The 25947-nt window shown below is 66.8% G+C and carries 24 protein-coding genes and 1 tRNA gene; 18 read left to right on the top strand and 7 right to left on the bottom strand.

What is annotated here, in order from left to right:
- Positions 1–172: 172 nt before the first annotated feature.
- From NW895_RS30970 to NW895_RS30960, 3 genes are all read left to right on the top strand, one after another.
- On the top strand, positions 173–2461 hold the full coding sequence (locus NW895_RS30970; RefSeq protein WP_289939753.1) for a hypothetical protein: 2289 nt from the start codon (positions 173–175) through the stop codon (positions 2459–2461).
- Positions 2462–2889: 428 nt separating this feature from the next.
- A complete protein-coding gene (locus NW895_RS30965; RefSeq protein WP_289939751.1) occupies positions 2890–3519 on the top strand; it encodes a hypothetical protein in 630 nt (209 codons plus the stop codon).
- Between the two features lie 457 nt (positions 3520–3976).
- Positions 3977–4510: an NUDIX hydrolase gene (locus NW895_RS30960; protein ID WP_289939749.1), complete on the top strand. Its 534-nt coding sequence runs from the start codon at positions 3977–3979 to the stop codon at positions 4508–4510.
- Here NW895_RS30960 and NW895_RS30955 read toward each other — a convergent pair.
- Positions 4488–5828: a hypothetical protein gene (locus tag NW895_RS30955; protein ID WP_289939748.1), complete on the bottom strand. Its 1341-nt coding sequence runs from the start codon at positions 5826–5828 to the stop codon at positions 4488–4490. The two genes, NW895_RS30960 and NW895_RS30955, sit on opposite strands and share 23 nt — an antisense overlap.
- 113 nt (positions 5829–5941) lie before the next feature.
- Here NW895_RS30955 and NW895_RS30950 point away from each other — a divergent pair, with 113 nt between their 5' ends.
- The 3 genes from NW895_RS30950 to NW895_RS30940 all read left to right on the top strand — a co-directional run bounded on the left by NW895_RS30950 (position 5942) and on the right by NW895_RS30940 (position 7745).
- Positions 5942–6184 carry a hypothetical protein gene (locus NW895_RS30950; protein WP_289939746.1) on the top strand — a complete coding sequence of 81 codons (243 nt, stop codon included), beginning with the start codon at positions 5942–5944 and terminating at the stop codon, positions 6182–6184.
- A 204-nt stretch (positions 6185–6388) separates the two neighbouring features.
- Entirely contained in the window at positions 6389–6832 is a 444-nt protein-coding gene (locus NW895_RS30945; protein ID WP_289939744.1) for a hypothetical protein, read from the top strand.
- Positions 6833–6902: 70 nt separating this feature from the next.
- On the top strand, positions 6903–7745 hold the full coding sequence (locus NW895_RS30940; protein ID WP_289939736.1) for a protein kinase: 843 nt from the start codon (positions 6903–6905) through the stop codon (positions 7743–7745).
- Between the two features lie 892 nt (positions 7746–8637).
- Here the strand turns inward: NW895_RS30940 and NW895_RS30935 are convergent.
- Positions 8638–9123: a GntR family transcriptional regulator gene (locus NW895_RS30935; protein ID WP_289939735.1), complete on the bottom strand. Its 486-nt coding sequence runs from the start codon at positions 9121–9123 to the stop codon at positions 8638–8640.
- Between the two features lie 170 nt (positions 9124–9293).
- On the opposite strand from NW895_RS30935, the gene NW895_RS30930 reads away from it, so the two are divergent.
- The 9 genes from NW895_RS30930 to NW895_RS30890 all read left to right on the top strand — a co-directional run bounded on the left by NW895_RS30930 (position 9294) and on the right by NW895_RS30890 (position 17475).
- Complete coding sequence (locus tag NW895_RS30930; RefSeq protein ID WP_031104037.1) at positions 9294–9644, top strand: hypothetical protein; 351 nt, start codon at positions 9294–9296, stop codon at positions 9642–9644.
- A gap of 83 nt (positions 9645–9727) precedes the next feature.
- On the top strand, positions 9728–9853 hold the full coding sequence (locus NW895_RS30925; RefSeq protein ID WP_289939734.1) for a hypothetical protein: 126 nt from the start codon (positions 9728–9730) through the stop codon (positions 9851–9853).
- A gap of 56 nt (positions 9854–9909) precedes the next feature.
- Positions 9910–11271, top strand: a complete 1362-nt coding sequence (locus NW895_RS30920; protein ID WP_289939918.1) for an FtsK/SpoIIIE domain-containing protein — start codon at positions 9910–9912, stop codon at positions 11269–11271.
- 45 nt (positions 11272–11316) lie between these two features.
- Positions 11317–12039: a DUF2637 domain-containing protein gene (locus NW895_RS30915; RefSeq protein WP_289939733.1), complete on the top strand. Its 723-nt coding sequence runs from the start codon at positions 11317–11319 to the stop codon at positions 12037–12039.
- A 147-nt stretch (positions 12040–12186) separates the two neighbouring features.
- A complete protein-coding gene (locus tag NW895_RS30910) occupies positions 12187–13644 on the top strand; it encodes a replication initiator (protein WP_289939732.1) in 1458 nt (485 codons plus the stop codon).
- Positions 13641–13847 (top strand): helix-turn-helix domain-containing protein, encoded by a 207-nt coding sequence (locus NW895_RS30905; protein ID WP_289939731.1) that lies wholly within the window; start codon positions 13641–13643, stop codon positions 13845–13847. Before NW895_RS30910 ends, NW895_RS30905 begins: the two co-directional genes overlap by 4 nt.
- A gap of 199 nt (positions 13848–14046) precedes the next feature.
- Entirely contained in the window at positions 14047–15234 is a 1188-nt protein-coding gene (locus NW895_RS30900) for a site-specific integrase (protein WP_354670130.1), read from the top strand.
- A gap of 440 nt (positions 15235–15674) precedes the next feature.
- Positions 15675–16442, top strand: coding sequence for a DnaB-like helicase N-terminal domain-containing protein (locus NW895_RS30895; RefSeq protein ID WP_289939729.1), 768 nt, complete (start codon positions 15675–15677; stop codon positions 16440–16442).
- Between the two features lie 778 nt (positions 16443–17220).
- Positions 17221–17475 carry a hypothetical protein gene (locus tag NW895_RS30890; protein WP_289939727.1) on the top strand — a complete coding sequence of 85 codons (255 nt, stop codon included), beginning with the start codon at positions 17221–17223 and terminating at the stop codon, positions 17473–17475.
- Between the two features lie 332 nt (positions 17476–17807).
- Here the strand turns inward: NW895_RS30890 and NW895_RS30885 are convergent, their stop codons facing one another.
- The 3 genes from NW895_RS30885 to NW895_RS30875 all read right to left on the bottom strand — a co-directional run bounded on the left by NW895_RS30885 (position 17808) and on the right by NW895_RS30875 (position 20620).
- Positions 17808–17963, bottom strand: a complete 156-nt coding sequence (locus NW895_RS30885) for a hypothetical protein (protein WP_289939725.1) — start codon at positions 17961–17963, stop codon at positions 17808–17810.
- Positions 17964–18991: 1028 nt separating this feature from the next.
- Positions 18992–19078: transfer RNA gene (locus tag NW895_RS30880), tRNA-Ser, on the bottom strand.
- Between the two features lie 63 nt (positions 19079–19141).
- Complete coding sequence (locus tag NW895_RS30875; protein ID WP_289939723.1) at positions 19142–20620, bottom strand: trypsin-like peptidase domain-containing protein; 1479 nt, start codon at positions 20618–20620, stop codon at positions 19142–19144.
- Between the two features lie 275 nt (positions 20621–20895).
- Here NW895_RS30875 and NW895_RS30870 point away from each other — a divergent pair, with 275 nt between their 5' ends.
- The 3 genes from NW895_RS30870 (at position 20896) to NW895_RS30860 (ending at position 23642) form a co-directional block, all read left to right on the top strand.
- Positions 20896–21723 carry a glycerophosphodiester phosphodiesterase gene (locus NW895_RS30870; protein WP_289939721.1) on the top strand — a complete coding sequence of 276 codons (828 nt, stop codon included), beginning with the start codon at positions 20896–20898 and terminating at the stop codon, positions 21721–21723.
- A gap of 164 nt (positions 21724–21887) precedes the next feature.
- On the top strand, positions 21888–22526 hold the full coding sequence (locus NW895_RS30865) for an ATP-binding protein (RefSeq protein WP_289939719.1): 639 nt from the start codon (positions 21888–21890) through the stop codon (positions 22524–22526).
- Between the two features lie 150 nt (positions 22527–22676).
- Positions 22677–23642 (top strand): DUF5926 family protein, encoded by a 966-nt coding sequence (locus NW895_RS30860; RefSeq protein ID WP_289939718.1) that lies wholly within the window; start codon positions 22677–22679, stop codon positions 23640–23642.
- Between the two features lie 241 nt (positions 23643–23883).
- Here the strand turns inward: NW895_RS30860 and NW895_RS30855 are convergent, their stop codons facing one another.
- Entirely contained in the window at positions 23884–24393 is a 510-nt protein-coding gene (locus tag NW895_RS30855; protein WP_289939716.1) for a hypothetical protein, read from the bottom strand.
- 874 nt (positions 24394–25267) lie between these two features.
- Positions 25268–25933 (bottom strand): bifunctional DNA primase/polymerase, encoded by a 666-nt coding sequence (locus NW895_RS30850; protein WP_289939715.1) that lies wholly within the window; start codon positions 25931–25933, stop codon positions 25268–25270.
- Positions 25934–25947: the final 14 nt, after the last annotated feature.

The following is a 25947-nucleotide window of genomic DNA, read 5'->3' as shown; positions in this document are numbered from 1 at the left end:
CTCGGGCCAGGTCCGAAACCTGCCCGAGTTGCCAACTAGCTTACGGCCCCTTGATCACGCTCGACCCCGGACCGTGCAGGCCACCGGCCAAACCCGCTCCATCGACCTCGTAGCCGACACGACCCTGCATACCAGCGATAAGCTGAACGCTCCTGACCATAAGGAGCACGGAATGGCGAAAGCAGCGTCGAGAGTCGAAGGCGTAAGCGAGATCCGTCCTGTCAGGATCGGGATCGCGTTTTCCCCGAGTCTCGCAAATATACAAGCCGCCATTCAGGGCGCAACAAAGTGCTGGGGAGGAATACACTTCCTCTTCCTGGACGCCCAAAACAGTGAACGCTCTCTCAAAATTGCTGACGCGTTGAACGTGGACGCGATTTGGCCACTGGATAGAGACCCGGGCTCCATTGCACTTTCGCGGGAGCCTGGCTTTTTCTGGCGCAGACTCGGAGAGCAAGGGCCGTTCGATATCCCTGTGAGCTCAATCCCCTCCGCGCCAGTCAGCCCAGAATGGGCAATAAGCGAAGGAGATTCCGGCCCCTTCTCTCTACCCGAATGGGAACCCGACGATCCTCTTGCTTCCATCTTCGCTGCATGGTTCGGAGAATATGGGTCGAGTGAGACGCTCTCGACCATATTTCGCAACAGGGCAAGCATTGCCCGCCTAACGGCATCAGAGCCGATCCCGTCCGGAGTCGTTAACTTTCACACACCGATTTCAACCACTGCGCTAGGAATTACATATCGCGGCGTGGATGATCGCGTCGGAATTATGAGTATGGATCCAGGCAACCCATCGGATCTAATCACTTTCTGGAACCTTCGCGCCTCAGGAGCCGAAGTATTCCCATGGGTCAATGGTGAATCCTCCAGGCTGACGAGGCCGTTCGAAAGCTGGATAGGCCGAATGGCTCCGTCAGTTCCCAAATGGCAGTCGGGCGACGGCAGCAAGGAGGGGAGCATACTTTCCCTCTGGAATATGCACGAGCCTCCTGAGAGCCTTCAGCAAGTCTTGCAGCACTATCGCTTCCACGCCGAAGGGGACCTTCTATACGGAGGATGGATGGGAAGCAACGCCCTGTCTACGCCCTTCAATCGCACTTTCTCTTCACAGGTCGCGCCGTCAGATGGCATCTTCTCTATTCCCTTGCCACCCGGGCCGCCCTCTACATATGCCACAAAAGGACGGGCCGGTATCGTAGCTGCGCAAGTTACGATCTACAGTGAACATAATTTCCCCCCAGGCGTCGTCGCTGCAGTTCCTTATATGCGCGCTTACTCCAATGTCGTAGACACTATGAGGAACTTCCCTGGCAACTTCGAGAGAATCACACATGACGGTCGCGCCATTGCAACCTCATCCGATTCACACCAGGTGGAGATTGGGGTAGTGCATTCACTGCCTCTGCTTCAGAAGATATTCGAGGGTACCGCATGGAAGAGTAAACATTCAGAAGGTGGAAAGCTAGTATCGCGAATCATTGAGATGCTGGGAGGACCACAGAATTACCCAGGGAACCAGCCCGCGATTCGCCGGGTCCTAGATGAGGCAGCGAAATCTACACACGGACGACCCCTGCCTGCGCTTATTCAATCAGCCACGAACTACAAGGGAGAGTGGCCAGGGAAGCTTACCTTCAATGCCGCCGACTACCCAAAAAACGTTGTCTACTACCTCCTTAATCGGAAACTTCTCCAACCCTTCCTGGAGATACGGTGCCCCCACTGCGCCATGAAATACCTCCTTCGCCCTGGAGATCTGGCATACGACATGGAATGCGAGATCTGCACTGAGCGGTTCCCGCTGGGCCTCGCTCTCGGCTTGGCGCCAGGCGGAAGAAATGACTGGGCTTACAAGCTGACGGGGAATATATCTGCGGACAGGATCGCCGAGATAATGCCAGTAGCCGGCGTTCTATCAATTATGACCGATACCCTAAACTCAGGAAAGGGCGGCCTGCCCTACGCCTTTGGCCTCGTAGTCGAACAAGGGAAATGGAAATGTGAGATCGACATCATGACGATGGCAGATTGGGACGAAAAGCCGATTCTCATAATTGGCGAAGTGAAAAGCTATCGTGACTCAATTGACCGCAACGACCTAAGCAACCTCGTTCGGGTGCAGGAATTTATGCGTTCACAGGGTTTCGAATGCTTGATCTTGGCAGCGACGTTGCGTGAAAAGCTCACCGAGTCAGAGGTTGCCGATCTCAGGGATATATGCCAAGAGATAGCAACTGCCCGTAGAGGAAATAGGCTATACCCTCTTCTTCCAATTATCCTCACTGGGGTTGAACTATCAGTCCCGCGTGACAATGACGCCTACCCTGCCAGATGGGGTAGTCATTTCGATCTGTTGGAGTTTGCGGAAGACTCGTGTCGTAGAAATATCGGCTTGGTGGACGTGCGTTCCGCCCCCTCAGAAAGCGGGCCGAGTGAATGGGAAGCTTCGTGGCAGTAGAATTAGACTGTGTTACTCCTGCATGGGACCGCACGGGCCGTCTAGGGCGTGCATCGGCTGACCGACCTGATAACACAGCCCCGATCCAACGTGTTGACAATCGGAGCTTTTCCCGGCTCTGGAGGCTTGGCCGCCACCCGGACTACCGGGTGCGAGAATTCCTAGTGCACGTTGGGTCCGCCCTCGCCACCCCGTCAGCTGCCCTAGGTCGACTGGGCCGGTCGGCTGGCTCCAAGCGCCTGGACCAGCCACGTACGAGGGGGCCCGAGTATTCACCAATTCAACAACGGCGACCTTCCCGACCAGATGCAGTGAGACCCGCCCGTCCAAAATCCCTAGGCGGCACCCCTGAGTTGCAAGACCCCTAGGTGCGAGTAGCGTGAGGGATTGAGCATCCCACCCCTTACTGTCAGCGAGCGGTGGTGATCATGGGAGAAAACGACGAGCCTTCCCAGGCGAGCCCGGCACCCCGTAGTCGCCCTTTCCATGACTTTGTTCAGCGGCATCACGCAACCATCAGGGTCGTAGAAATTGGTGGTAGCGTTATGTTGGTTCTTGCGACGCTAATCACCCTCATCTTCGTCTATTGGCAGACTGACGCTACTCGCCAACAAACGAAAGAGGCTGCCAATCAGGTTGCAGCCGCAAGGCTGGATGGGCTGTATGAGCAACTGCTCCGGTGGGATGAGTTCCGCAGCTCCGACGAGAACAAGCACCTGAACTGGCTCATGGTGCAAGGTTTCGACAGCTTCGACGACATCAAGGAGCCTCTAGAGCGAGAGCAGTACTACTCTGCACTCGTCTGGTTCCTTGATTACTTCAGCTATATGTACTCAACCCTTCCCGGACTCCTAAAATGTGCCCCAGGTGATGGTCAACTCATTACCCGGAATTCCTCCGAGGACACCGGCGATTGCGAATCGTGGGTAGCGTGGAGCCAGACGATTTACCAGGCCTTCAAGGACCCATTGCTATGCCAGGTCCTCAACGATTACGAAGAGCTCTACGAAAAGAATTTCGTAAGGGCCGTTCGCGAAACCCGAGCATGCCTAGCATAAGAGGATCTCATTTGGTGACGTGGTGATCTGCCGCATCATTGCCGCTTGGGGGTGTCGTTTTTGGGTCGCCGACAATCCCGGGGTGGCAGAGCAACCTCAGAACCGCGGCCCGCTCGTTGAACGCCACACGTCTTCGTGCAATACCCGTGCCGGATACTGCAGGGCACCACGGGGAACAGCAGTCACCTCGCCTCGCCCAGCGCAACCACAGGCCATAACGCCGCTCCGCAGCAGGTCAATAAGCCTAGCGACGTCGTAGAACCCGAGCTTCCCAAGCAGAGTTCTCCGTGAGCTCCACCTGCCACCGCTCTTGGGGGAGTTCGCCTGACGCTCGTCCTTCAGCGGGAGGGCGGGGCCATCGCAGCCCATCTCGTCAAGATGACGCAAACGAGGGGAACATGCACCCGGCCCCGGACCGGTCTGCGATCCTGGAGACCGATCGAGAGGGGCCGCAGGTATGGAGTGGAAGACCCACGGTGAGCGACAGGTCTACACCAACCCTTGGGTGAATCTGTGTCTGGTCGACGTCCAGCAACCAGACGGACGCAGGTGGGAGTACCACGTCGTTCGTCTGCGGCACTTGGCCGTTGCCACCGTGGTCAACGAGCGCCAAGAGGTCCTGATGATGTGGCGGCACCGCTTCATCACGGACTCATGGGCCTGGGAGCTGCCCATGGGCCTGGTCGAGGACGGCGAGACCCCGGAGGAAGCGGCGGCCCGCGAAGTCCTGGAAGAGACCGGATGGCGTCCCGGCCCCATCAAGCCCCTGATCTATGCCGAGCCGGCGAACGGCATCACCGACTCGCAGCACCACGTGTTCCGCATCGACGGCGCCACCTACGCCGGGCCGCCGACGGAGAAGAACGAGTCCGACCGCATCGAGTGGATCCCTCTCTCAGAGGTGCGCGGGATGATAGACCGCCGCGAGGTCGTGAGCAGTGGGTCGCTCGTCGGTCTGCTCTATCTACTCATGGACGAGGCGCTCCGCTGACTGGCGGGAGGAGTTCCCGTAGCCGTGCCTCGAAAGCCAGGGCTACGGGCTCCTGCCTGTGTGGGGCCAACTGTTCGTAGAACTCCCTGAGATGCCCAGACACTCGCTCTGAAGCCACCGCCGACGCGGGCTCAAGGGCTTGCGTGGCGGTGTGGCACGCCTCGTCAAGCTTGCCCTGGTCCAGCTGCGTACGAGCCAGCCAGAACGAGTGGAACGCGCGGCCTCGCTGGTTGGTGTGGTGCTCCCGCCGCAGAGCATCGGCGATCAAGGGTTCGGCGGTCGCCGCTTCGCCCAGACGGCCATGGGCGATGCCCGTGTCCACGATGAGCTTCGGCTCGTCGAAGTAGGTCACCCACGAGGGGTCCGGATCGCTCGCCCCGACCTGCTCGAATTGGCTGTGCGCTTCCCCGATGGCCCGGTGCGTGTCATCTCGATTGCCGAGGGTGGCGTGGGCGAATGCTTCCCGCATGGCCAGCATCGACATCACGCGCGGCGTGCTGCCGAGTGCTGAGCGAGCCTGATCCTGGGCTGCGGTCACGAGTGCCAACGAGTCCGCGGGCTTGTCCTGGTAGGTCGCCTGCAAGCTCATGCAGGCGAGGACGTTGGCCATGAACTGCCGGTCGTCGATCTCCTTGGCCAGTTGCAGGGCCTCGGTGAAGTAGGCGCGGGCCTGGTTGTACTGGCGGGCGTCGAAGTAGGTCCAGCCCGTGAGGCGTGCCAGCTCGGCCGCGATGCCGTACAGACCATTCTGGATGGACGGTGGTCGGCTCTCCTTCAAGAGCCCAACGACATGACGGAGCTGGCCGACAATGGCGGGCCGCAGTGCCTCGCCGCCGTGCTGGTCGTCTCGTCGCCAGTAGTCCTCAATGGAAGAGCGGAAGGCCTCAAGCGTGGCTTTGTTCAGACTGGTTTGCGTGGCCAGGGCCAAGATGCCGTCCACGTCGGGACCTGGCAGAGACGCGGGGGCCTGCTGCTCCGGCTCCGGTCCCTGGGGTGTCTCGCGCTCGTCGACCGCCAGGGCCTGAGGCGTCTCCCACGCTCGGCGGGCAAGCCCGAGCATGCCTCCCGGGATGCGCAAACCGTCCGAGATTCGTTCGATGACATCCATGTGCAGCAAGTGCCTGCGGCCTGCGATGACTTCGCCCACGCGGCTGGGCGTCAGATCACAACGTCGGGCGATCATCGACGGGTAGATCCCCGCCCTGACCTTCACCAGCCGGAAGACTCTGGCGAAGTCCCGGACCCGACACGCATCGATCATCTCGGGATCGGTGAGCAGCCTGGCCGGCAGTTCCTGCGGCCGGTCCGGGTCGGGCATCGGCAAGCTCCCAAACTGCGAGGGCTACGCAACGTCGCTGGTTCTCTACTTCCGGCGATGTTACCCAAGTTGGGTAATCAGCCTGACCTTTTGGCGGCGGCCCTCCGATCGCGATGCTCCCTTGCATGGCGAGCAACCAGCAGACCAGACCAGGCATCGGTGAACTGGCGAAGGACACCGTCAGGGGACGTATCGGCGTCGTCATGGGTGAGCTCGGCGGCCGAGTGCAGATACGGCCGGTCGGAGGCGGCCGGGAGTGGGATGCCATGCCGGACAAGGTGGTGCAGCCGAGTGCTCGGGAGGAACTGAGCGCCCGCCTGGCCATCAAGAACGGCAACAGCAGGGACGGCCTGTGATGCGTGCCATCGGCCGATACGCGGGAGTCCTCTTCATCGTCATGATCAGCGGGTCATGCGGCCTGGTGATCGGAATGGCTCTCGCTGTCGGCCAGTAGACCGGCCGCCCCGGACGGGTGCTCATTCCCGGTTCCCTCACCCCCGTCCGGGGCGGCCTTCCACACCCGTAAGTGCCACGCTCCACTATCCAGAAGGAGTACTCGCATGACGGCAACGGCGAACGACCAGAGGACCGGCCGCGCGGTGGCTGGCGAGGAACTGTTCCAGAGCCTCGCCCACTTCGTGGTCGTCCACAGCGGGCAGTCACCCGAGCGTGCCGAGCGGATCGCGGACCAGGCGGTCGCCTTCGTGGTCACCGCAGCCACCGCGATCGTCCCCATGGTTCCGTCAGATGACGTGGACCTGGGTCTCCACGCGCTCATCCTGCACACGAAGGAGTACGCCGAGCTGTGCGAGCGGTACGCGGGCCGCTTCCTGCACCACAACCCGAAGCCCGGTGGCGGGGCCCGCGACCCGAAGCAGGTCGCCGCTTCGGCACGCGCCATGAAGACGGCGGGCTTCATGGTCTTCGATGCCCTGTGGACCGTGAACGGCACGAACCTTGCCCAGTGCGACTCCGACTGCGGCCGCCCGTACGGCCAGGCGTAGCACAAGAGACCAGCGGCGCGGCCGGCCTCGACTCGTGGTCGGCCGCGTTCGCCCGGAAGGAGAAGAGACGTTGTCCGGCTCACCCTCTGAACTGCCGATCGTGGTCCTCGACGCCCTGATGCCCACGTCTCAGCGCCTGGTCCTGAACCGCCGGGGCTCCATGGTCTGGGAGGTGCAGAGCCATCGAGGCCACTACGCCGTCAAGGTCGGCTATCCGATCGAGGCTACGGCCGACTGGCCCGCCCAGCCCTGGACCGCCCTCGCGCCCGCACGCGAGGGTGCCGTGCTGCATCGTCTCGGATTCGACGACTTCGCGTACGGAGAATGGGAGCGCGGGACGTGGAACTTCCAGCCGTGGCATGAAGGGCCGGACCTGCACCAGCTGTGGGAGCCCTGCCGTAGGAAAGACCCGTCCATCGCACCGGACGCCCGTATGGCGCTGGGTTGTGTCGAGGCCCTCGCCGAACTGCACGCCAAGGGCTGGGCCCACGGCGACGTACAACCCGCCCACTTCATCGTCGGGTCGGAGCGGACGCACCTCATCGACCTGGCTCTAGCCCGAGGCGGGCACGTCCCAGAGGGTTACGACTTCCCGTTCCGCGGCTGCCTCGTCCACTACGAGGCACCGGAGATCGCGCGCAGCGTGCTCGCCACTGGGGAAGCCGAGCCCACGCCGGAAGCCGACGTCTACGCCCTCGGCGCCTCGCTGCTCATCTCGGCCACTGGTTGGCGGGCTATCGAGTACCCGGACGACGCTCCACGCCCCGTCCAGAGAAAGGCCGTGGCCGACGGCAGACGTCGCCCCGTCAAGGCTTCCGGTGAGCTGGGCGAGTTGATCGAGGCGATGCTCAGCCATGCTCCCGAAGACCGGCCGACCATCTACGAGGTGGGTAAGGCCCTGAGCCGCCTCTAGATCCGGTTCGCCCGGCGGCGCTCGCACAACGAAGACCAACAACGAAAGACCGGACCACCCCTCAGCCTGGACAGCATTCCGGGTGGTCCGGTCGCGGAAGCCCTGATCAGGACCCCGGTGCCGATGGTAGCCGGGGCAGTTGGCGTGCTCGGATGCGGGTGCGGGCCCTCGGCTTCATGTTGTCCAACGAGGAAGGGGCTTGACCTGAGCCACCGAAAGTCAGCCATGACGGCGGGCGAGACGAACGAGCACCCGCCACGTGTGCTTCCAGCAACCACTCACCGGCCTCAGCCACGCTTCTTCCGTACGTCACGGCCGAGTCCTCGATCTTGCATGAGCGTTGCCGAAGTGCCCTGCGACTCCACCGGCCGTGCGGATCGGAACTGTGGGCGGTCCAGTGGCGCGGTCACGCCTGGTTCGTCCCGACCTGGTCCTGGTGCTCGGCGGCGGGCGGGTTGCTCCCTGGTCTGGTTGTCCGCCCTGGCGGTTGTGCGCGCTGAGCGGCGGGGGGCCGCCGGAGCGGTGGCGGAGACAAGGAGCGGCGGCGGCCCCGGGCCGCCAGCGCGCGCGGCCCGCCGCAGGCGGGCCGCCTTGATCCAGTAAAGAAACTCTGAACAGCTCCGCAGGGCAGGGCGATGGCGGAGCAGCGAAGGAGCCGCTCAACGTCGTGGAGGCGCTCAGCGGCTGGGAGGCAGCGCGGCAGCGCGAAACGCATCGACGGCACGGCGGCAAGCGGGAGACATGGCCGAGCACATGGCGGACTACGAGATGGGGTTGAACAGCATTCACGTCGAAGACGCGGATCAAGTGGCCGCGCTGATCCAAGAGATGCGGGCCATGGTCGGTCGCCTCAGCAAGGAGACCAGAGCGCTGCGTGAGGAAGTAGCTCAGCTCAGGACTGCGACTTCGATTGCTGAGACTTCAGCTCCTCGACCTCACGCCGCAGTTCCTGATGATCAGCGCTGAGGGAACGGAGCTCGTCACGTAGAGCAGTGAGCATCTCAGTGAGGGTGGCCCCGGTGACTTCGGAACCGTCGGGGCTTCCCTCCATCTGCTCAGCCTGAGGGGACGTCTTGTCCCTGTTGGCGAGGTACCAGGCTGGCGGGGTGTAGCCCGCCGACAACTCGCCGGCGGCGTCATGGTCAGCTACGAAGCTGCCTCGCCCGTGGATCGTGTAGATCAAGCCTTCGTCGCGCAGCACGTTGAGCGCGCCCCTCGCGGTCATGTTGGCCACGCCGAAGCGTTCCTGTAGCTCGCGAATGGACGGCATCTGCTCGCCCGGCTTGATCCGTCCCTGCAAGATGTCGCGCCGAAGCTCGTCGGCAGCGTGCTGATACGGCGGCCGACGGTCTTGCTTGCTCTCTGGCGCGGGGCTCATGGCCCAAGAGTAGCGATCCTTAGCACCCCTAGCACACCCCACTGACATAGGTGGCCTATGTCAGTTGACACCTAGCTCACCACACACACTTGATAGTGCTAGGTCAGCTATGTTCAATGGTGATCACGCCCCGCCGCCTGGCTGAGCGCAACCGAAAGGAAGCAACTCCCATGGCACGCATCCGTGTTGGCCTGCTCCCCACCTCGTCGTTCATGGTCGGAACCCTGCCGGTGCCGAAGTACGCGGACCAGGAGAAGACGCAGTTCGCCACCGACCGTGAGACCGGCGCGAAGCTCTACACGATCACCCTCTTCTTCATGGAGGAGGGCCGCGCCGAGGCTCTGAAGATCACCGTCCCGGAGACCGGTCTCCCTGACGGTCTCAAGCCCGGTGTCCCGGTCATGCCGGTGGAGCTGTTCGCCACCCCGTGGGCGCGAATCTTCAACGGCTCGCTCTCGGACGGCATCGCCTACCGCGCGGACCGGCTGGACCTGATGGCCCCGGCTGCTGAAGCGGCGTGAGCGGCGCGGCTCCCCGGTCCGGCGCTGAGCGCAACTACCCGTTGCCTCACGCCGGGCCGGATGCCCGGTTCACCGAATCCCTCGTGACCTCGGTGGCGGGCGTGCTCGTCGGCTACGGCTATCCCCGCCTCGACGCCTCGGCCGACCGGGCCGCCCTCGAATCGGCCCTCGCGGCCTTCCTGTTCAACCCTCTGGAGCGCAGCAAATGAACAGTCCGAACAGCCCGACAGAAGGGACCTTGTCTTACGGCTCCCTGGTGGTCGACATGACGCTGGTGCTCATCGTCGGTTGGGCGGTGTGGTGGATAGTCCGCTACCTGCACGCCGACGCCATGACCCGGCAGTCCATCCGGCAAGCCGTTCGGGTGCGGTGGGGCTGGAAGCGGCTCGCGCCGATGCTCAAGCTGGCGGCCACGGACAAAACTCCGACTGCACTCGCGTCGCTGGCGAACACCGACGGCAAGCCGATCAAGCCTCGCGTCCTCATCCCGGCTCTCAAGGTCACTCACGACGCATACGGCGTGATTGCGCGGGCGAGTTGCCTACCCGGCGTGGGCCTGGCGCAGTTCCAGAAGGCGGCCCCGCATCTGGCCGACGCCTGGAGGTGCACGCGGGTCGCGATCACGCAGGACAAGCCCGGGCAGGTCGTCATCCGAGGCGTGCGACTCGATCCGCTAAAGCTCCCCACTGAGCACCGGCCCACGGGGGACATGCCGGACGAGACGGCCCAGTGGGACTTGGGCCTGGACGAGTACGCACAGCCGGTCTCGGTAGACCTCACACAGGTGCCCGGAGTGACCGTGGCCGGCCTCCCAGGCTTCGGCAAGACGAGCCTGATCAACCGGCTTCTCTCGGACTGGGCGCCTTCCCCCTGCGTGCAATTCGCCTGCGCGGACGGCAAGGTGTCCGCCGCACACGAAGGTGACTATGCCGACTGGGTACAGCGCATGTTCGCCTTCGTCGGGGACGACCTGGAAGAGGCCAACAAGCTGTTCCGGGACCTGGTGGAACTGCGGCGCCTCCGGTCGGCCTGGGTACGCAAGGCGCTCGGCGTGAAGTCCATATGGGATGAGGGCCCGTCGGAGAACTGGCCGCTGGTCGTGCTGGTTATCGACGAAGCACACACGTACTTCCGCGACCACAAGGGCAGCGACCCGAAGACCAAGAAGCTCGCCGCTCTCGCTGCGGAGAACGCCCGGCTCGTCGAGGACCTGGTGAAGAAGGGCCGTTCGGTGGGGATGCTCGTCATCCTCGCCACTCAGAAGTCCACCGGCGATGCGATCCCGACCTTCATCCGTGACGTGTGCCCCGTGGGCCTGAGCTTCGCCCAGAAGACCGCTGAGGCCGCTGTCGCCGCTCTGGGCGAGGAGATCCGGGAGTGGCCCGATGCCAACCCGGTCAACCTCCAGGACCCGACCTATGTCGGCGTCGCCTCGATGAACCACCAGTCCCAACCCGGCTTCACCCGCATCCGCACCCCGTACGTCTCCGACGCCGACGCAGCCCGCATCGCCGACAGCACCGCCCACCTGACCGCCGACCCCTCCGCGCTCCTGGAAGCCCTCCTGGGTCCGCGCATGTGGGACAAGGAAGTCGACCTGGAGAAGCCCGCCGCCGACGCCGCATGACCCTCGCCCCGCCCCGTCGCACAGCACTGAAGGGAGGTGAATTCCTTGACAGAGGACCGGATCACTCAGCGCACCATCACCGCCGTGATGATCATCATTGCGGTGCTCGCGTTCGTCTTCTCCTTCGGCAACGTCTGGTCTCTCGCCCTTCGCTTGGGCATCCCCGCACCGATCGCACCGCTCATCGCCCCGATGGTGGACCTTTCCGTGGTCGGCCTGCTGGTTGCCCTGCGCTACCTGTCCTTGCGCGGTCTGCCCGCCGAACAGATGACGGCCGCCACCCGGCTGATGCACTTCTCTGGGCTGCTGACGCTGGGCCTGAACGTCGCCGAGCCCATCGCCGCCGGACACTACGGCCGGGCTGCCGTGGACGCCGTGGCTCCTCTGCTCTTGCTCGGGTGGGGCACGGTCGGCCCGCAGCTCCTGCGCGCCTTCCACACCGTCTCGCGCTCCGCTGACTCGTCCTCCAAAGCGACGGTGTCCGAAGCAGAGCCCGTAACGGCCGCCGCTGAGGCCCCGGCTGCCACACCGCCCGCCGACCTGGTTCCGCCCGTCGCTCCGGGCCTCGTCCCGACCTCGGTGACTCCACGCACCGCCCCGGTTCCCGCCCCGCCTGCACCCAAGGTGCCTGAGCCGCTGCTGACCGAAGCGCGCTCCATCGCCGCGTCCCATCACGCCGAGCACGGAGAAACGATCACTCCGTCCCAGCTGAAGACGCGACTCGGCATCGGCCTGCCCATGGCCACTGCCCTGCACGCCGCCCTGTAGGGCAGCACCCTCCGCCGGCCTCTCCGGCTCCACGATCCCCGCCCCTCCCCTGGGCGCCCCGCCATGCCTGCGGGCAGCAGCCCGATGGCACTGAATCGCTGCTGCCCGCGGGCCCACCTTGACGCCAGAAAGGACACCCCGCCACTCATGCGCCGCCCCCTCGACCTGCGGCACGTCGTCAGCCCTGGCCTGCGGGACCTGATCGAGCTGGCCAACACCAACGACTTCAACCGCGTCACCGAACAGGTTCGCAACCTGCGCGGCTGTACAAGCCCCGTCAACCTCCACGGCTGGACGATCACCACCGACTCGGCGACCAAGGAAGTAGTCCGCTCCTACCGCTCCGAAGACGAGCCCTCCGGGCGCCTCCTGACCACCTGCGGCAACCGCCGTGCCTCCCGCTGCCCCGCCTGCTCCCGCGTCTACGCCGCCGACACCTACCACCTGATCAAGGCCGGACTGTCCGGCGGCAAGAACGTCGCTGAAACCGTCCGCGACCACCCTCGCGCCTTCGTCACCCTCACTGCCCCGTCCTTCGGTCCCGTCCACAACCGCAAGACCGACAGCACGGGCAAGACCCGCCCCTGCGGCTGCGGCAGCCATCACACCGAGGACGACCCCGCCTTGGGCACCCCGCTGGACCCGGCCACATACGACTACACCGGGGCCGTGCTCTGGAACGCCCACGCCGGGCAGCTGTGGGGGCGCTTCACCACCTACCTGCGCCGCGCCCTGGCCGAGCACCTCGGCATGACGCAGAAGGCACTGAACGCCGCTCTCCGCGTCTCCTTCGCCAAAGTCGCCGAGTACCAGAAGCGCGGCCTGGTCCACTTCCACGCCGTGATCCGCTTCGACGGACCCGACGGCCACACCACCTCGCCCCCGCCCTGGGCCACCTTCGACGCCCTCCAGGTCGCCGTGGGCCTAGCGGCCGAGCGGGCCCGACTCACCGTCGAGTCCGACGCCATCGGTGAGCGCGTGATCAAGTGGGGCGACCGGTTCAAGATCGACCAGATCTCCGCCCTGGGCGACGGCGAACTCATCGACGCCAAGGTCGCCGGATACGTCGCCAAGTACGCCACCAAGAACGCGGAAGGCGCGGGCACCGTAGACCGCACCCTCATGTGCCGTCCTTGCCAGGGACGCGGCTACGTACGAGGTCCCGACGGCTTCTGCGACATGTGCGAAGACTGCGAAGGCACCGGGCAGGCCGAACCCATTAAGGCCCTGCCAGTGCAACGGCACGTACGGCAGATGATCCGCACCGCTTGGGACCTCGGGAACCTGCCGGAGTTCGCCGAACTCAAGCTCTGGAAGTGGGCCCACATGCTCGGCTTCCGCGGCCACTTCTCCAGCAAGTCCCGCGCCTACTCCACCACCCTCGGCGCACTCCGCGACGTACGCCGCGCCTGGCGCCTCGCCCAGGCCGAAGCCGCACGGGCTCGCGCCGGCCTTCCCACCAACGAGACCAGCCTCGTCACCGCCTCCTCGTGGACCTACCTCGCCAGCGGCTACCGCCCCGGCGAAGAACTCCTCGCCGCCCAGGTCCGCCACGACATCACCCACGCCCAAGGCCTCAAGTCCGAAGGAGACCCCTGGCTGTGACCACTCCGACCAAGGCCGACAGGCGGACACTGAAGCTGGGGGAAGCGCTGGCTGAGATCGGGGTGTCCCGTGCCGCCTTCTACCGCATGCGTGCCCGGGGCCAGGCCCCCAAGCACCTGAAGCTCCCCAACGGTCAGATCCGCATACGCCGGGCCGACCTCGACGCCTGGTTCGACTCCTGCGAGGTGCAGGAAGCGTGCTGACCTACGACGTTCAGGTCTGGGGCATCCGCAAGCGACCGAATCGTGCGGCGGCCTACCAGCTCCGCTGGCGGGTCGGCCTTCGGCCCTTCTCCAAGAGTACAAGATCAAGGCTCAGGCTGATGGTCGGCGCTCAGAGCTGCTGGCCGCTCTGCGTAACCGCGAGCAGTTCGACACGGAAACCGGCCTGCCTGCCTCGGAAGTGCAAGCGCTCAACTCCACCACCTGGTACGCCCACACACGCGCCTACGCGGAGATGAAGTGGCCCGCTGCTTCGGCCAAGCACCGCGCGAGCATCGCTGACACGCTGGCCACCATCACGCCGAAGCTGGTCAAGGACAACCGCGGGGCTCCTGCTCCCAAGGTGCTCCGGATCGCCCTCTACTCGTGGGTCTACCGCTTCGTCGTCGGCGGCGACGGGACGCTGAAGCCCCGCATCAATGTCGAGGAACCTCCCGCCGACATCGTGGCGGCGCTGGACTGGATCAGCCGAAAGTCCGTCGACATCACCGCGCTCAACACGCCGTCGGTGGTGCGTACGGCGCTCGACGCTCTGAAGCTGAAGCAGGACGGCACGCCCGCTGCCGAGAACACGGTTAATCGCAAGCGAACGGTCTTTAGCAACTGCCTCCGGTACGCGGTGGAACGGGAGTTGCTGGCAACCCTTCCTCTCGACAAGGTCGACTGGACCCCGCCCGATACTGACGACGAGATCGACTTCCGGTTCGTGCCCGGCCCGAAGCTGGCGAAGGCGCTGATCGACGCTGTAGGCGAGCAGGGGGCACGTGGACGGCACCTGATGGCGTTCTTCGGGTGCCTCTACTACGCGGCCAACCGCCCTGGGGAGGCAGCCAACCTTCGAGAAGAAGACTTCACCTTGCCCGAAGAGGGCTGGGGAGAAGTGCTGCTGTCCACGAGCACGCCCCGAGTCGGCTCCGGGTGGACCGACACAGGCAAGTCGTTCGATACGCGTGGCCTGAAGAAGCGGGCTCGCAAGGCCACCCGGTCCGTGCCGATTCCCCCCGTCCTCGTGCGCCTGCTCCGCGAGCACATCAAGCAGTTCGGTACTGCTGAAGACGGTCGGCTGTTCCGCGCAGCTCAAGGCGGCGGCCTGCTGTCCAAGGAGTACGGGGAGGCTTGGAAGGCTGCTCGACTCGCAGTGCTGACCGAGTCTGAAGCGGCTTCCCGCCTGGCTGACGTGCCGTACTCCCTGCGCCATGCGGGCGTGTCGCTCTGGCTGGAGTCCGGCGTCTCGCCGGCAGAGGTTGCACGCCGAGCTGGCCATAGCATCGCCGTCCTGTTCCGCTTCTATGCAAAGGCCATTCACCGTAGCCATCAGCACTCGAACGAACATATCGAGCGGGCGCTTGACGCTGCCAGCGATAAGTAAGCCAGTTCGAAGCACAGACCGCGCCACCTCCGCCCGCATCGGGCAAGGTGGCGCCTTCATGTCGTGCAGTGGCATGCCTCCGCGTTGAGCGGGGCTCACCCGAGCTTCGAGGGACAAGCCGCCCCGGAAGACGGACTACTTCCGTAGAAGCTCGTGCAGAAGAGTCACCACCGCGACGGCTGTTCCGAGCGCCGCCCCTACGGCCGGGTGCTCCAAGACCAAGTAGACCGTGAAGACCCCAACGAACAGGAGTAGAAGGGTGCGCGTGCTGATCTGATCCATTTACCTCTCCAAGTAGGTGTCCTGGGATCAGCGTCAGCAGTGGTCAGCGTCAGTTGACGGCTTCTGACAGTCACTCATGATCTCTTACAGTCCCTGACAGTTCATGACGCTAGGTGACATCATGGGCAAGCCATGGGGGCGAGGGCAGGGGGTAACACATGCCACAGTGGCTTAGGCCAAAGCTTCCTGAAGGACCCCTCCGGGTCTTCAATCGCGAACTGCATGCGCTGCACGGCAAGGCGGGATACCCCTCGGCCCGAAAGCTCTACTTAGCCGTAGGGAAGGTCATCAGCCACACGAACATCCACCACGCCTTTGTGAAGCCCGCTCTGCCGACGTGGGGCGTGGTTGAACTGGTCGTGGAGCAGCTTGCTCAGCTAGCCAGACCCCGGCTTGCAGCTGAAGCCGAGGTCAATCGATTCAAGGCTCTTTGGGATCAAGCCCATGCCTCTGTCCCGCTCTCGTCCCCGCCGACCAGAGATCACGAGCCACAGTCAGCCAGCGAACATAGGACTTCGCCTGACGCGGCTCGTCCGGTCCTGACGGCCGGTGCTTTCTTCAGCAACCGAAACGCGCTGATCTTCCAGGCGATCGTTGATCTCCATCGAGCGGGTGGGCCAGTAGGGGTGCCCCAGGTCGCTGCAGAGCTCAAGCGACGCGGCCAACTCGAACTTTGCGGCGGTGAGGACTATCTGTTCGAGTGCGTGAAGGCCGTCATCAAGGGCGCCTACGAGGCCGGCGTGAGCGTTCACGAGTTCGGTGTCCTGAGCGCGCGGAAGGTCCGTGCAACCGCAGACGCTCGCGAACGACTGGGGGCCTCGCTGGTCGAACCAGTGCCGGATGCCAGCCACATGCAGAGGGCAGTGGACCAGGCAGCCAAGTCGCATCCGCACCGGGCGGGCCAGCAGACAGGAAAGGCCACGTGAGCCTGGCTCCCTGCTTGTGAAGCGCCCGATCAGGAGGCACGCTTCGACACGGCGGTCGAGGCCCTTGTACCCGCACGCACGTGGGCCGGCGCCCACACCCGCGTCTTCCACAAGCAGAAGGTGGCCCGGGAACCACGGGTGTGAGTAGTTGCGGTACAGAAAGTGCCGTTGAGATTGATCATGGTCGGGCTAGCACAGGGGATACGGCTGGCGCTGGAGTTCACGGAAAGATCGCCGGGCAGGCAAGGGCGCTGGCTACGGTCCGCCTCGTGCCGGTGGAGTTGCAGGTGGACGGCAAGCCCCTGCGGGCAGGTGTGACGTCCCGGCGCCCCTGTGCCCGACCGAGTGATCAGCGACGCAATCTGGCGCGCGGCCGGCGCTCCCCGGCGAAGAGTCGCAGCCCGGTCGGCGAGACCTTCGCCCGGACCCGGTGCTGGCATTCGGCACATACCAAGGGCGCGGCCGGCCTCACCCGCCAGACATCCGTCCACGCTCGCTCACAGCCGAGATCCGGTAGATGAGCGAACACCGTCCCCCGCTGCTCGTGTATGACGCGGAACGCCATCGGACGCCCCTCTCCTGTGCGGCTGGTGTCTGAGCTAGGACTCCTACGTCACGCGAGCGACGCCACATCCGCAATAGGGCCTCTGGGAGCCACGGGGCTGGCGGTCGAGGTGTGTTGCCGGGACGACACCCCGGAGGCGGTCGTGGTGGTGATGGATCCGGAGGTTTTCCACAGGCCCTCACAGACAGGTCGCCTGGCCGTACGGTGCTCGTGTTGATCACGAGCACAGGGGTGTGCGAAGCCGTACGAGTGGACCTGGCGGTCCGGGTCGAGGATGCGCTGGACGAGCTGCCTGATGCCGGCCGTCGAGAGGTCCTGGGGACCATCGCGACGGTACTGGTCCGTCGCGACGTGTGGCCGACGTTGGGAAGCTGGGAGGCGGCTGTGTGGTTCGGGCGCCGGTGCTGGGTGGTCTTCGCTGCGTACCCGGACGGCATCGATGTGCTCGACCTGGGCTGGGCGGGGTGACGACGTCGTGACGACGACGCGGCCGTCCAAATGCCCGTCCACATTGCCGTCGACCAATGTTGCGGGCGGCAACTTTGGTCTGTGCTTTGGCGGCTGCAACTTTGGTCAGTCCGTAAAATCACGTCCGCCAATTAGTGCGCTAGGTGTTTCACTAAAGCTGAATCGCGATACGCTTCAAGCGCGAGCGGTGTTTCACGCGAAACATCGCTGGTCAGAGCGACCAGACGCCTCACCCTTCCGTCGGTTGCGCCCGACGGAACCGCAAGGGCGAGGCACTGGCCTACCGGTGCGTGGCCTCCGGCTGAGTCACCTCAGCTGGGGGTTCACGCGCTTCAGCTCCACGGGCCCTGCTCCAGGAACGTGACGGCGGTGCGAACGAGTTCGCTGGCCGTGCGCATGCGTTCCGGGGTGAGCTGGGGCCGTACGTGAGCTGTGTACCGGTCCTTGATGCTGCTGATGATCGATTTCAGCTTCCTGATCACCTTCAAGGACCACTCCCTCCCGGCTCGAAGGCCAGGCGAGGCGGGGATGCGCCCCGCAACGCGGGACGCTCTCCGCGCCCCCAGCTGGTGGGGCGCGGCCGATGTCCCGAGGGAATGACCAGACTCTACAGGCGTGATAGGGCCAACTTGGCCGTGATCAACGCTATTTCACGTTTCTGGTGGTCAACGCCGTTCGGTGTGCTGAAATATGCGCCTCAAGTCCCAGCTCGTATCCGTGATCGGCTGCGCAGGTCTCGTGGGCTCCGCCCAGCAGGCCCACGCCCCCCTTGTGTTTTACGACGCGGGCGGGGGGACTTGGCCGGGCTCGGGACGGCGAGAAGGACTCTCATGGCGCTGGGGCCGGCGGCGCCGCCCAGTGCGCCCGCTGCGTGGCACTTCAGCCAGTGACTGGCGCAGGCCCCGACAGGGGCTGTCCGGGTAGCCACCACCTCGGCGGCTGCGGAGTGGTGTCCTTCCAGTGGTGCAGCGTCTGGTCGTCCCGTGCTCGTCGTCGTGGCCGCGCCACCGCGTGCAGTACTGGCGTCCTTCGGACGGGACGACACACATGGACGGACACTGGTTCCGGCCCTGATAGCGCACACGCAGCTCGTCTGGGTAGGTCGTGGCCGGCTCCACGGTCCAGTCCGCAGCCTCCAGCGTGGCGACGAAGATGCGCACCGCCTCCAGGGCGGGCTGCCCCTCCAGCCGCACAAATCCGCCGCGGCTGACGTCCTGCCCGACCGACGTGGCCGAGAGGGTGTACGGATATCGGCGCAGGGCCCGGTCAGTGAGCTCCCAACGTAGAACGACGAGGGCACCGAACAAGCAGCACCAGGGGACTACAGGGAGCCACCTGCCGCCGCATAGTCCGCTGTGAGGTGTCGCTTCGGGCGGGGGGAACCTTGGTCCACCCCTGGTCCACGCGTAGTGATCCACAACGCGACAGAGCTGGGTCAAGGTGAGACAGACCCCACGTCAGAAGGGGTGTCCCTCAAGAGGGACACCCCTTCTGACCTGCATACTTACGACCTCTGCGGAGGCGGTGGGATTTGAACCCACGGTGACATCGCTGCCACGACGGTTTTCAAGACCGTTCCCTTCGGCCGCTCGGGCACACCTCCCCGCGCCGGCCGTGATCGGCGGCGCGGGGACAAGAGTAACGGGTCGGCACGCGCGTGTGCGGGTCAGTTGTCGCCGATGCGGGAGCCGAGGGTGAGTTCGGTGGTGTGTTCCTTGCCGCCGCGCTCGTAGGTGATCGTGACCTTGTCGCCGGGCTTGTGGGTCCAGATCTCGCCGATCAGGGTCGGGCCACTGTCGATGACGTGGTCGTCGAGCTTGGTGATCACGTCGCCGGGCTTGAGGCCGGCCTTGTCGGCGGGGCCGCCGGACTCGACCGGGTCGGCGCCGCCACCGCCCTGGTCGGTGATCTGGGCGCCGTCCGTCGTGTCCTCCAGGGAGACGGAGGCGCCGATCTTCGCGTACACCGGCTTGCCGGTCTTGATCAGCTCCTGGGCGACGTACTTGGCCTGGTTGATCGGGATGGCGAAGCCCAGTCCGATCGAACCGGCCTGGCCGGTGCCGCCCAGGCCGCCGCTGCCGGCGGACTGGATCGCGGAGTTGATGCCGATGACGTTGCCCTGGGCGTCCAGCAGGGGGCCGCCGGAGTTGCCCGGGTTGATCGAGGCGTCGGTCTGCAGGGCGCTCATGTAGGAGGCCTTGCTGTCGGCGCTGCCGTCGCTGGAGGCCACCGGGCGGTTCTTGGCGCTGATGACGCCCGTGGTCACCGTGTTGGACAGGCCGAAGGGGGCGCCGATGGCGATCGTGGAGTCGCCGACGGCCACCTTGTCGGAGTTGCCCAGGGGGAGCGGGTTCAGGTCCCCCGGCGCGTCCTTCAGCTTGATGACCGCGACGTCGTAGCCCTGCGCGTGGCCGACCACCTCGGCGTCGTACTTCTTGCCGTTGGGGAACGTCGCTGTGAGCTTGCCGCCGTCGACCGCGCCCGCCACCACGTGGTTGTTGGTGACGATGTGGCCCTGCTTGTCGAAGACGAAGCCGGTGCCGGTGCCGCCCTCACCGCTGGTGCTCTCGGCCTCGATGGTGACCGTGCTGGGCAGCGCCCTGGCGGCCACGCCCGCGACCGTGCCCGCGTCGCGCTTGACGGAGCCGCCGGTGTCGGAGGCGGCGACCGTGGTGGAGCCGGTCTCGTCGTTGTTCTTGGCCAGCGTGTAGCCGAGGCCGCCGCCCAGACCGCCCGCGACCAGCGCGGCGACCAGGACCGCGGCGAGCAGCCCGCCCCGCCCGCGGCCGGACTTCGGCGCGGGCGGCTGGTACGAGGAGCCCCAGCCGCCGTACCCGCCGTCACCCCCGCCGTACGACGGGTTGGCAGGCGGCGGGGGCGGCCAGGAGGCGTCGGGGGCCGAGCCCTGGGAGACGTGCCCCTGGGAGGCGCCGTCCGGTCCCGTCCCCGCCGAGGCGTAGGCCGGCGCCTGACCGGCGTACCCGTCCTGCCCCGGAGCGCCGGGAGCGCTCGCGGGCGGCGTCGGAGTCGTCGGCGCGCCGCTGCCGGGCGCCGCTGCCTGCGGGGAGGCTGCGGGAGATGCCACCGGCACGGGGGGTGCAGACGGGGCCGGGGGTACCGGGGTGCCCTCGTTCTCGGTGCTCACAGCTTCTCTCCTCGATCAACGGCTGTATGGGGTCGCACTCGGTCACGCTCGTGCGCGCTGGTCGACGGTCCGGCGCGATTCAGCTGTCCATGTCTGGGTGCATGTCGTGCATGTCTATTTGTATGCCGTCAGCTTTTCCCACGGGCTGTCAGAGCACCATAAGCGGTGGCTGTGGGTCCCGGGTTCCTCTTTATATAGGTCATGTGGAACTAAATGGACGTGATGACGACGACTCCGACCGGACGACTACCCACGCTCGGTGGCACCATGACGCGGTGACCCACGCACGACAGCCCCGGACTCAGGTCGTCGCCCACCGCGGAGCGTCCGAAGAGGCCCCCGAGCACACCCTGGCCGCGTACAGGAAGGCGATCGAGGACGGTGCGGACGCCCTTGAGTGCGATGTCCGCCTGACCGCCGACGGCCACCTCGTCTGCGTCCACGACCGCCGCGTCAACCGCACGTCCAACGGCCGCGGCGCGGTCTCGGCCCTGGAGCTCGCCGACCTGGCCGCCCTGGACTTCGGTTCCTGGAAGACCCGCGACGCCTGGAAGAACCGGGACGAGGAGCCCGACTGGGAGCACCGGCCCGAGGACCGGGAGGAGACCTCCGTCCTCACCCTTGAGCGGCTGCTCGAACTGGTCGCCGACGCGGGGCGCCGGGTGGAGCTGGCCATCGAGACCAAGCACCCCACGCGTTGGGCCGGACAGGTGGAGGAGCGGCTGCTCATGCTGCTGAAGCGGTTCGGCCTCGCCGAGCCGGCCAGTGCCGAGGAGTCCCCGGTACGCGTCATGAGCTTCTCGGCCCGCTCGCTGCACCGGGTGCGGGCGGCCTCTCCGACACTGCCGACGGTCTACCTGATGCAGTTCGTCTCGCCCAGGCTGCGCGACGGGCGGCTGCCCGCGGGGGTCCGGATCGCGGGCCCGTCGATACGGATCGTGCGCAACCACCCCACGTACATCGAGCGACTGAAGGCGGTCGGCCACCAGGTGCACGTCTGGACGGTGAACGAGCCCGAGGACGTGGAGCTGTGCGTCAGCCTCGGCGTCGACGCCATCATCACCAACCGCCCGCGCGCGGTGTTGCACCAGCTCGACCGCTGATTCGCCACACTGTTCCCTCAGCCCACTTTTATCTACTTCCGTCACACCTCTTGACCCGGCTGGAGGGGCTGCCGCATCCTCCGATCTCGGACACACCGTCGAAATCCAGCCACACGACTACAGGGAGTGCTCCGGCGCGTTCGGTTCGTATTCGATCGTTGCGAGTGCGTCACCGGACTGGGATCGGCCGGTTTCCGGTACAGGCCAATGGGGCATCCACACCGTGGCGTGGGGCAAAGGAGGTCTCGGGGGTGGCGTTGGTGGTGGCACAGGAGGTGCCCACGTCGTCGAGCATGGCCGTACCCCATGGCCCTGCGGGCGTGGGGGAAGCACGACACCGCATGCGTGATCAGTTGCGCAGAGGCGGCGTGGCGGAATCGGTCATCGACGACGCCGTACTGATCCTTTCGGAACTCTTGAGCAACGCGTGCAAACACGGCCGCCCCCTGGGCGACGCCCTGGCCGGGGACGGTGACGTCCGGGCCGCGTGGCGCGTGGACCCGAGCGGCCGGCTGATCGTCGAGGTCACGGACGGGGGTGGTCCGACCCGCCCGGCTCCGGCCACGCCCTCGGTCACCGCACACGGCGGCCGTGGGCTGAACATCATCACCGCGCTGGCCGACGACTGGGGCGTAAGGGACGACGCCCGCGGCGAGGTCACGGTGTGGGTCGTCGTCCACGACGACGTGCACGACCCGGACGCGGGGCACCGCCGCGACGACTTCGCCACGCGTGTCGCGGCACCCGCCGTGTCCCAGATACCCGACCTGGGCTTCGCGGACGCCTTCGACGAGCTGGGCTGACCCGGCACTCCGCCCGACGTGCCCGGAGCCGGCCAGGCGCCGCCGGGCACGGCACACGGCGTCGCGTTGTCCACAGGATCCCGTCGGCCAGGGCACGAACGGCTAGGCTCGCGCCCGTACGAGACGAGCCGTAACCGGGAGACACCCACGATGGCCAAGAAGCGCCCCCAGACGAAGGCCAAGCGCCCGCAGATCACGGACGGAGAGATCCCGGTCGTCGGCGCCCGCGAGCCCTGCCCCTGCGGCAGCGGCCGCCGCTACAAGGCCTGCCACGGCCGGGCCGCCGCCCAGGCCGTGACCGAGCTGGTGCAGCGCCCCTTCGAGGGGCTGCGGGGCGAGTGCGACTGGGTGGCGCTGCGCGAGCTGGTGCCCGCCGCCACCGTCGAGCTGACCCTCAAGGACGGCCTCCCCGAGGGCGTCCCGTCGGTGACGCTGGCCACCGTCCTGCCGATGGCCTGGCCGGCCCTGCGCCGCGAGGACGGCTCGGTGCTGATCGGCCTGCAGAACGACACCGCGTCGGGCGACATCAGCCGCGACCTCGCCGACACCCTCCAGCGCGCCCTGTCCGCCGAGCCGGGCACACCCGTGCAGGGCCGCCGGGCGTCGGCCGACGGTCCGCGGCTGCAGGAGCTGCTCGACCCCGAAGGCGCCTTCGAGCCAGTTGTGCACTCGGGCTTCGAGTTCTGGGTCCCGGACCCGGAGAAGGCCACGCCGGAGGTGACCGCCTCCCTGGAGCGGGCCAACGCCGCGGCCATCCCCACCGTCCGGCTCCAGAGCGTGGACGCCGCGTACTGGTGCGAGACGCCGGAGAAGAACCACCTGCGCTGGGTCATGCCGCACCCGGAGGAGCGGCTTCTGGACGCCCTCGCGCGACTGCAGGCGGCGGGCCGGTCCAGCCTCGGCGAGGGCACCCGCCTCGTCGGGTCCTTCCGTGCTCACGGGCTCACCGTCCCGGTCTGGGACCTGCCGAGCGGGGTCGGAGCACAGGATGTGGAGAAGCCCGCCGCGGAGTTCGCCGAGCGCCTCGCCGAGGCCCTGGCCTCGGACGCACCGCTCACGGCCGACGAGCGCCGGGCGCGCGGCGGCCTCACCAACCGGCAGGTCACGCTCAGCTGACACGGCGGTCCCGGGGGTGGTTCGGCTGACTGACCGGTGAGCCGAACCAGGCCCTGGAACAGGTGACTCCGGTCACAACTCCCGGTGCAGACAAGCCAGTCGGTGACCGGAAAGCAGAGATCGAATTTGCGAACCGCAGATCTCTTGTTACCGTTCCAGTAGCCCGGTTGCTGGTGCATCCCCCGTCGCCAGCAACCGGGTCTTTCTGTGTCCGTCACTCTTTACGGCATGCGGTCGCGCGTCAACTGCCCGTTCGTGGCGGGGAGTTGCTCCCGGAGCGCAACAACAGGGCTTGGCGCCCGGTCCGTTCCGCGAACTCGGCGACCGCCGTGTACGCCGCCAGTTCCCCCCGGGTGCGCTCCCTCGGCGTCTCGCACATCGCCGGTTCGTCCTCGGCGTCGACCTGGCAGTGGATCTGTACGGTGCGGCCGCGCGGGCCCATGAGGCTCAGTACGGAGTCCAGCGCCGCGCCGGTCGGATTGCGGTAGTAGGTCCGGCCCCAGGTCTCTCCGCCCTGCGCCAGGACACAGGTCTGTGCTTCGACGCCGTCGGAGGAGGCGAGTTCGGGACCGCAGCGCACGGCGTCGGCCGAGGGCGCCTCGGCGGCGGTGCGGGACGCCCCGTCGGCCGCTGGACGCGCCTTGCCGGCACGGTCGTCGGCCGGCGGGAGGGAACGTACGAGCGAGCGGCCCTCGTCCCCCACGGGTCCGGCGGACGCCACGGCGAACGGCAGCGCGACCGCGCACACCACGACGCCCAGGAGGGCGAGCAGACGGACTCGGCGGGCACCGGGTCCGCCGCGAAACGCGGACGGGGCGCGATGCCTGCCGGGCCTCGTGCTGGGCTTTCCGTGCCTTGCGCCGCGACGCTTTCCGGGACCTGCGCCGCGTTTTGCGGGACCTGCGCCGTGCTTTCCGGAACCCGTGCTGTACTTCCCGGGGCCTGCGCCGCCGTGTTCTCCGGGCGCCGCGTCGGGCCTTCGGACTCCCGCCCTGCGTGTCCCGATCCCTGAGCTGTGCTTCGCAGCCCTCGCGCTCTGCTCCCCGGGCCCTGAGCGGTGCTTCGCGGACTTTGCGTCCCGCTTCCCGAGCCTTGAGCTGTGCTTACCGGTCCGGGCGCCGCGCTTTCCGGCTCGCGAGCCACGTGCTCGGGCTCCGCCGCCACGCGCTGCGGCCTCAGCGGCTTCGGCGGCTCCGGAGGTGTGCACCTGGCCCTCGGCGCCATGGGCCGCGGCCTCTACGCCGTGCGCCGTGGCCTCCACGCCACGCGCCGTGGCCTCCACGCCACGCGCCGTGGCTTCTACGCCATGCACCCGGGCGGCGATGCTCCGCGCCCGAGCTTCAGCGCCCCGCCCCCGATCCTCCGCACCAAGCAGCCGGGGTTCAGCACCCCGCCCCCGGCCCTCCGCACCAAGCAGCCGGGCCTCAGCGCCCGACATCCCTCGGGCGTCGGCCCCGCGCACCCGCGCGTCGGCACCCCGCCCCCGAGCGTCAGCGTCGGCCCCCCGCACCCCCGCCTCGGCGCTCCGCGCCCGGGCGTCGGTGTTGTGCTCCCCAGAACCAAGCGGCATGAAGCGGACGATAACGACGACGGACGGGCGGGGAGTTCGGCGCGCGCCGACACCCTCACAACTCGGGTGCGCTCACACCCGTACGGGTGAGGACCTCGACCACGGCGTCCACGACGGCCTCCACGTCGGGCACCCACGGCGAGGCGGAGCCGGGCAGCGGTGCGCGCTCCCAGCCGATGGAGCCCCGGCCGGCCTCGGACGGGGGCAGCGCCAGATAGCCGCCTTCGCCGTGGAAGCGCAGGGAGCCGGGCACGAAGTCCTTGGCGTACAGCAGCTCGCCCAACTGCTCCATGGAGTACGGCTTGACGAGGATCGCCCAGCGGTCGGGCGAGGCGACGACCGGACCGAGGCGCATGCCGACGCGATCGAGGGCGTCCAGGGCGCGGGCGGCCGGCAGGGCGGGCAGGGAGACCGCGCAGGGGGCCTTGCCGCCGGTGGCGAGGACGATGGGTGCCGTGGGCCGGTTGGTCCACCACCAGCGCACCATGCGCTCGTCGGTGGTGGCCGCGAGGAGGCCGGGTTCGAACGGATGCGCTCCGGGCACCGTGCAGTCCGGGTCGGGGCAGCCGCAGCGGGACTGCGCCTGCGGGTCCGCCGCCACGCCCGGGAGTACGGGCCACTGCCATTCCGTCGCGTAGGTCAGGGCCGCGCTGATCAACTCAGGCCTCCCGTCGCTGCGCTGGGACAGGAGCCTGCGTCGCCTTCCGAGGATCTCGCGCATGAGCGCTCGTTCCT

The organism is Streptomyces sp. S.PNR 29, from assembly GCF_030386795.1.
Lineage (GTDB): Bacteria > Actinomycetota > Actinomycetes > Streptomycetales > Streptomycetaceae > Streptomyces.
Note: the sequence above shows the minus strand (reverse complement) of the source record. Positions and strands in the feature narration are given on the sequence as shown.

Coding starts and splice junctions, on each gene's coding strand:
- NW895_RS30935 (WP_289939735.1), bottom strand. CDS start 9,123: ATGAGCCCCGCGCCAGAGAGCAAGCAAGACCGTCGGCCGCCGTATCAG.
- NW895_RS30965 (WP_289939751.1), top strand. CDS start 2,890: ATGGGAGAAAACGACGAGCCTTCCCAGGCGAGCCCGGCACCCCGTAGT.
- NW895_RS30920 (WP_289939918.1), top strand. CDS start 9,910: ATGACGCTGGTGCTCATCGTCGGTTGGGCGGTGTGGTGGATAGTCCGC.
- NW895_RS30895 (WP_289939729.1), top strand. CDS start 15,675: ATGCCACAGTGGCTTAGGCCAAAGCTTCCTGAAGGACCCCTCCGGGTC.
- NW895_RS30860 (WP_289939718.1), top strand. CDS start 22,677: ATGGCCAAGAAGCGCCCCCAGACGAAGGCCAAGCGCCCGCAGATCACG.
- NW895_RS30930 (WP_031104037.1), top strand. CDS start 9,294: ATGGCACGCATCCGTGTTGGCCTGCTCCCCACCTCGTCGTTCATGGTC.
- NW895_RS30970 (WP_289939753.1), top strand. CDS start 173: ATGGCGAAAGCAGCGTCGAGAGTCGAAGGCGTAAGCGAGATCCGTCCT.
- NW895_RS30910 (WP_289939732.1), top strand. CDS start 12,187: ATGCGCCGCCCCCTCGACCTGCGGCACGTCGTCAGCCCTGGCCTGCGG.
- NW895_RS30850 (WP_289939715.1), bottom strand. CDS start 25,933: ATGCGCGAGATCCTCGGAAGGCGACGCAGGCTCCTGTCCCAGCGCAGC.
- NW895_RS30950 (WP_289939746.1), top strand. CDS start 5,942: ATGCTCCCTTGCATGGCGAGCAACCAGCAGACCAGACCAGGCATCGGT.
- NW895_RS30945 (WP_289939744.1), top strand. CDS start 6,389: ATGACGGCAACGGCGAACGACCAGAGGACCGGCCGCGCGGTGGCTGGC.
- NW895_RS30960 (WP_289939749.1), top strand. CDS start 3,977: ATGGAGTGGAAGACCCACGGTGAGCGACAGGTCTACACCAACCCTTGG.
- NW895_RS30955 (WP_289939748.1), bottom strand. CDS start 5,828: ATGCCCGACCCGGACCGGCCGCAGGAACTGCCGGCCAGGCTGCTCACC.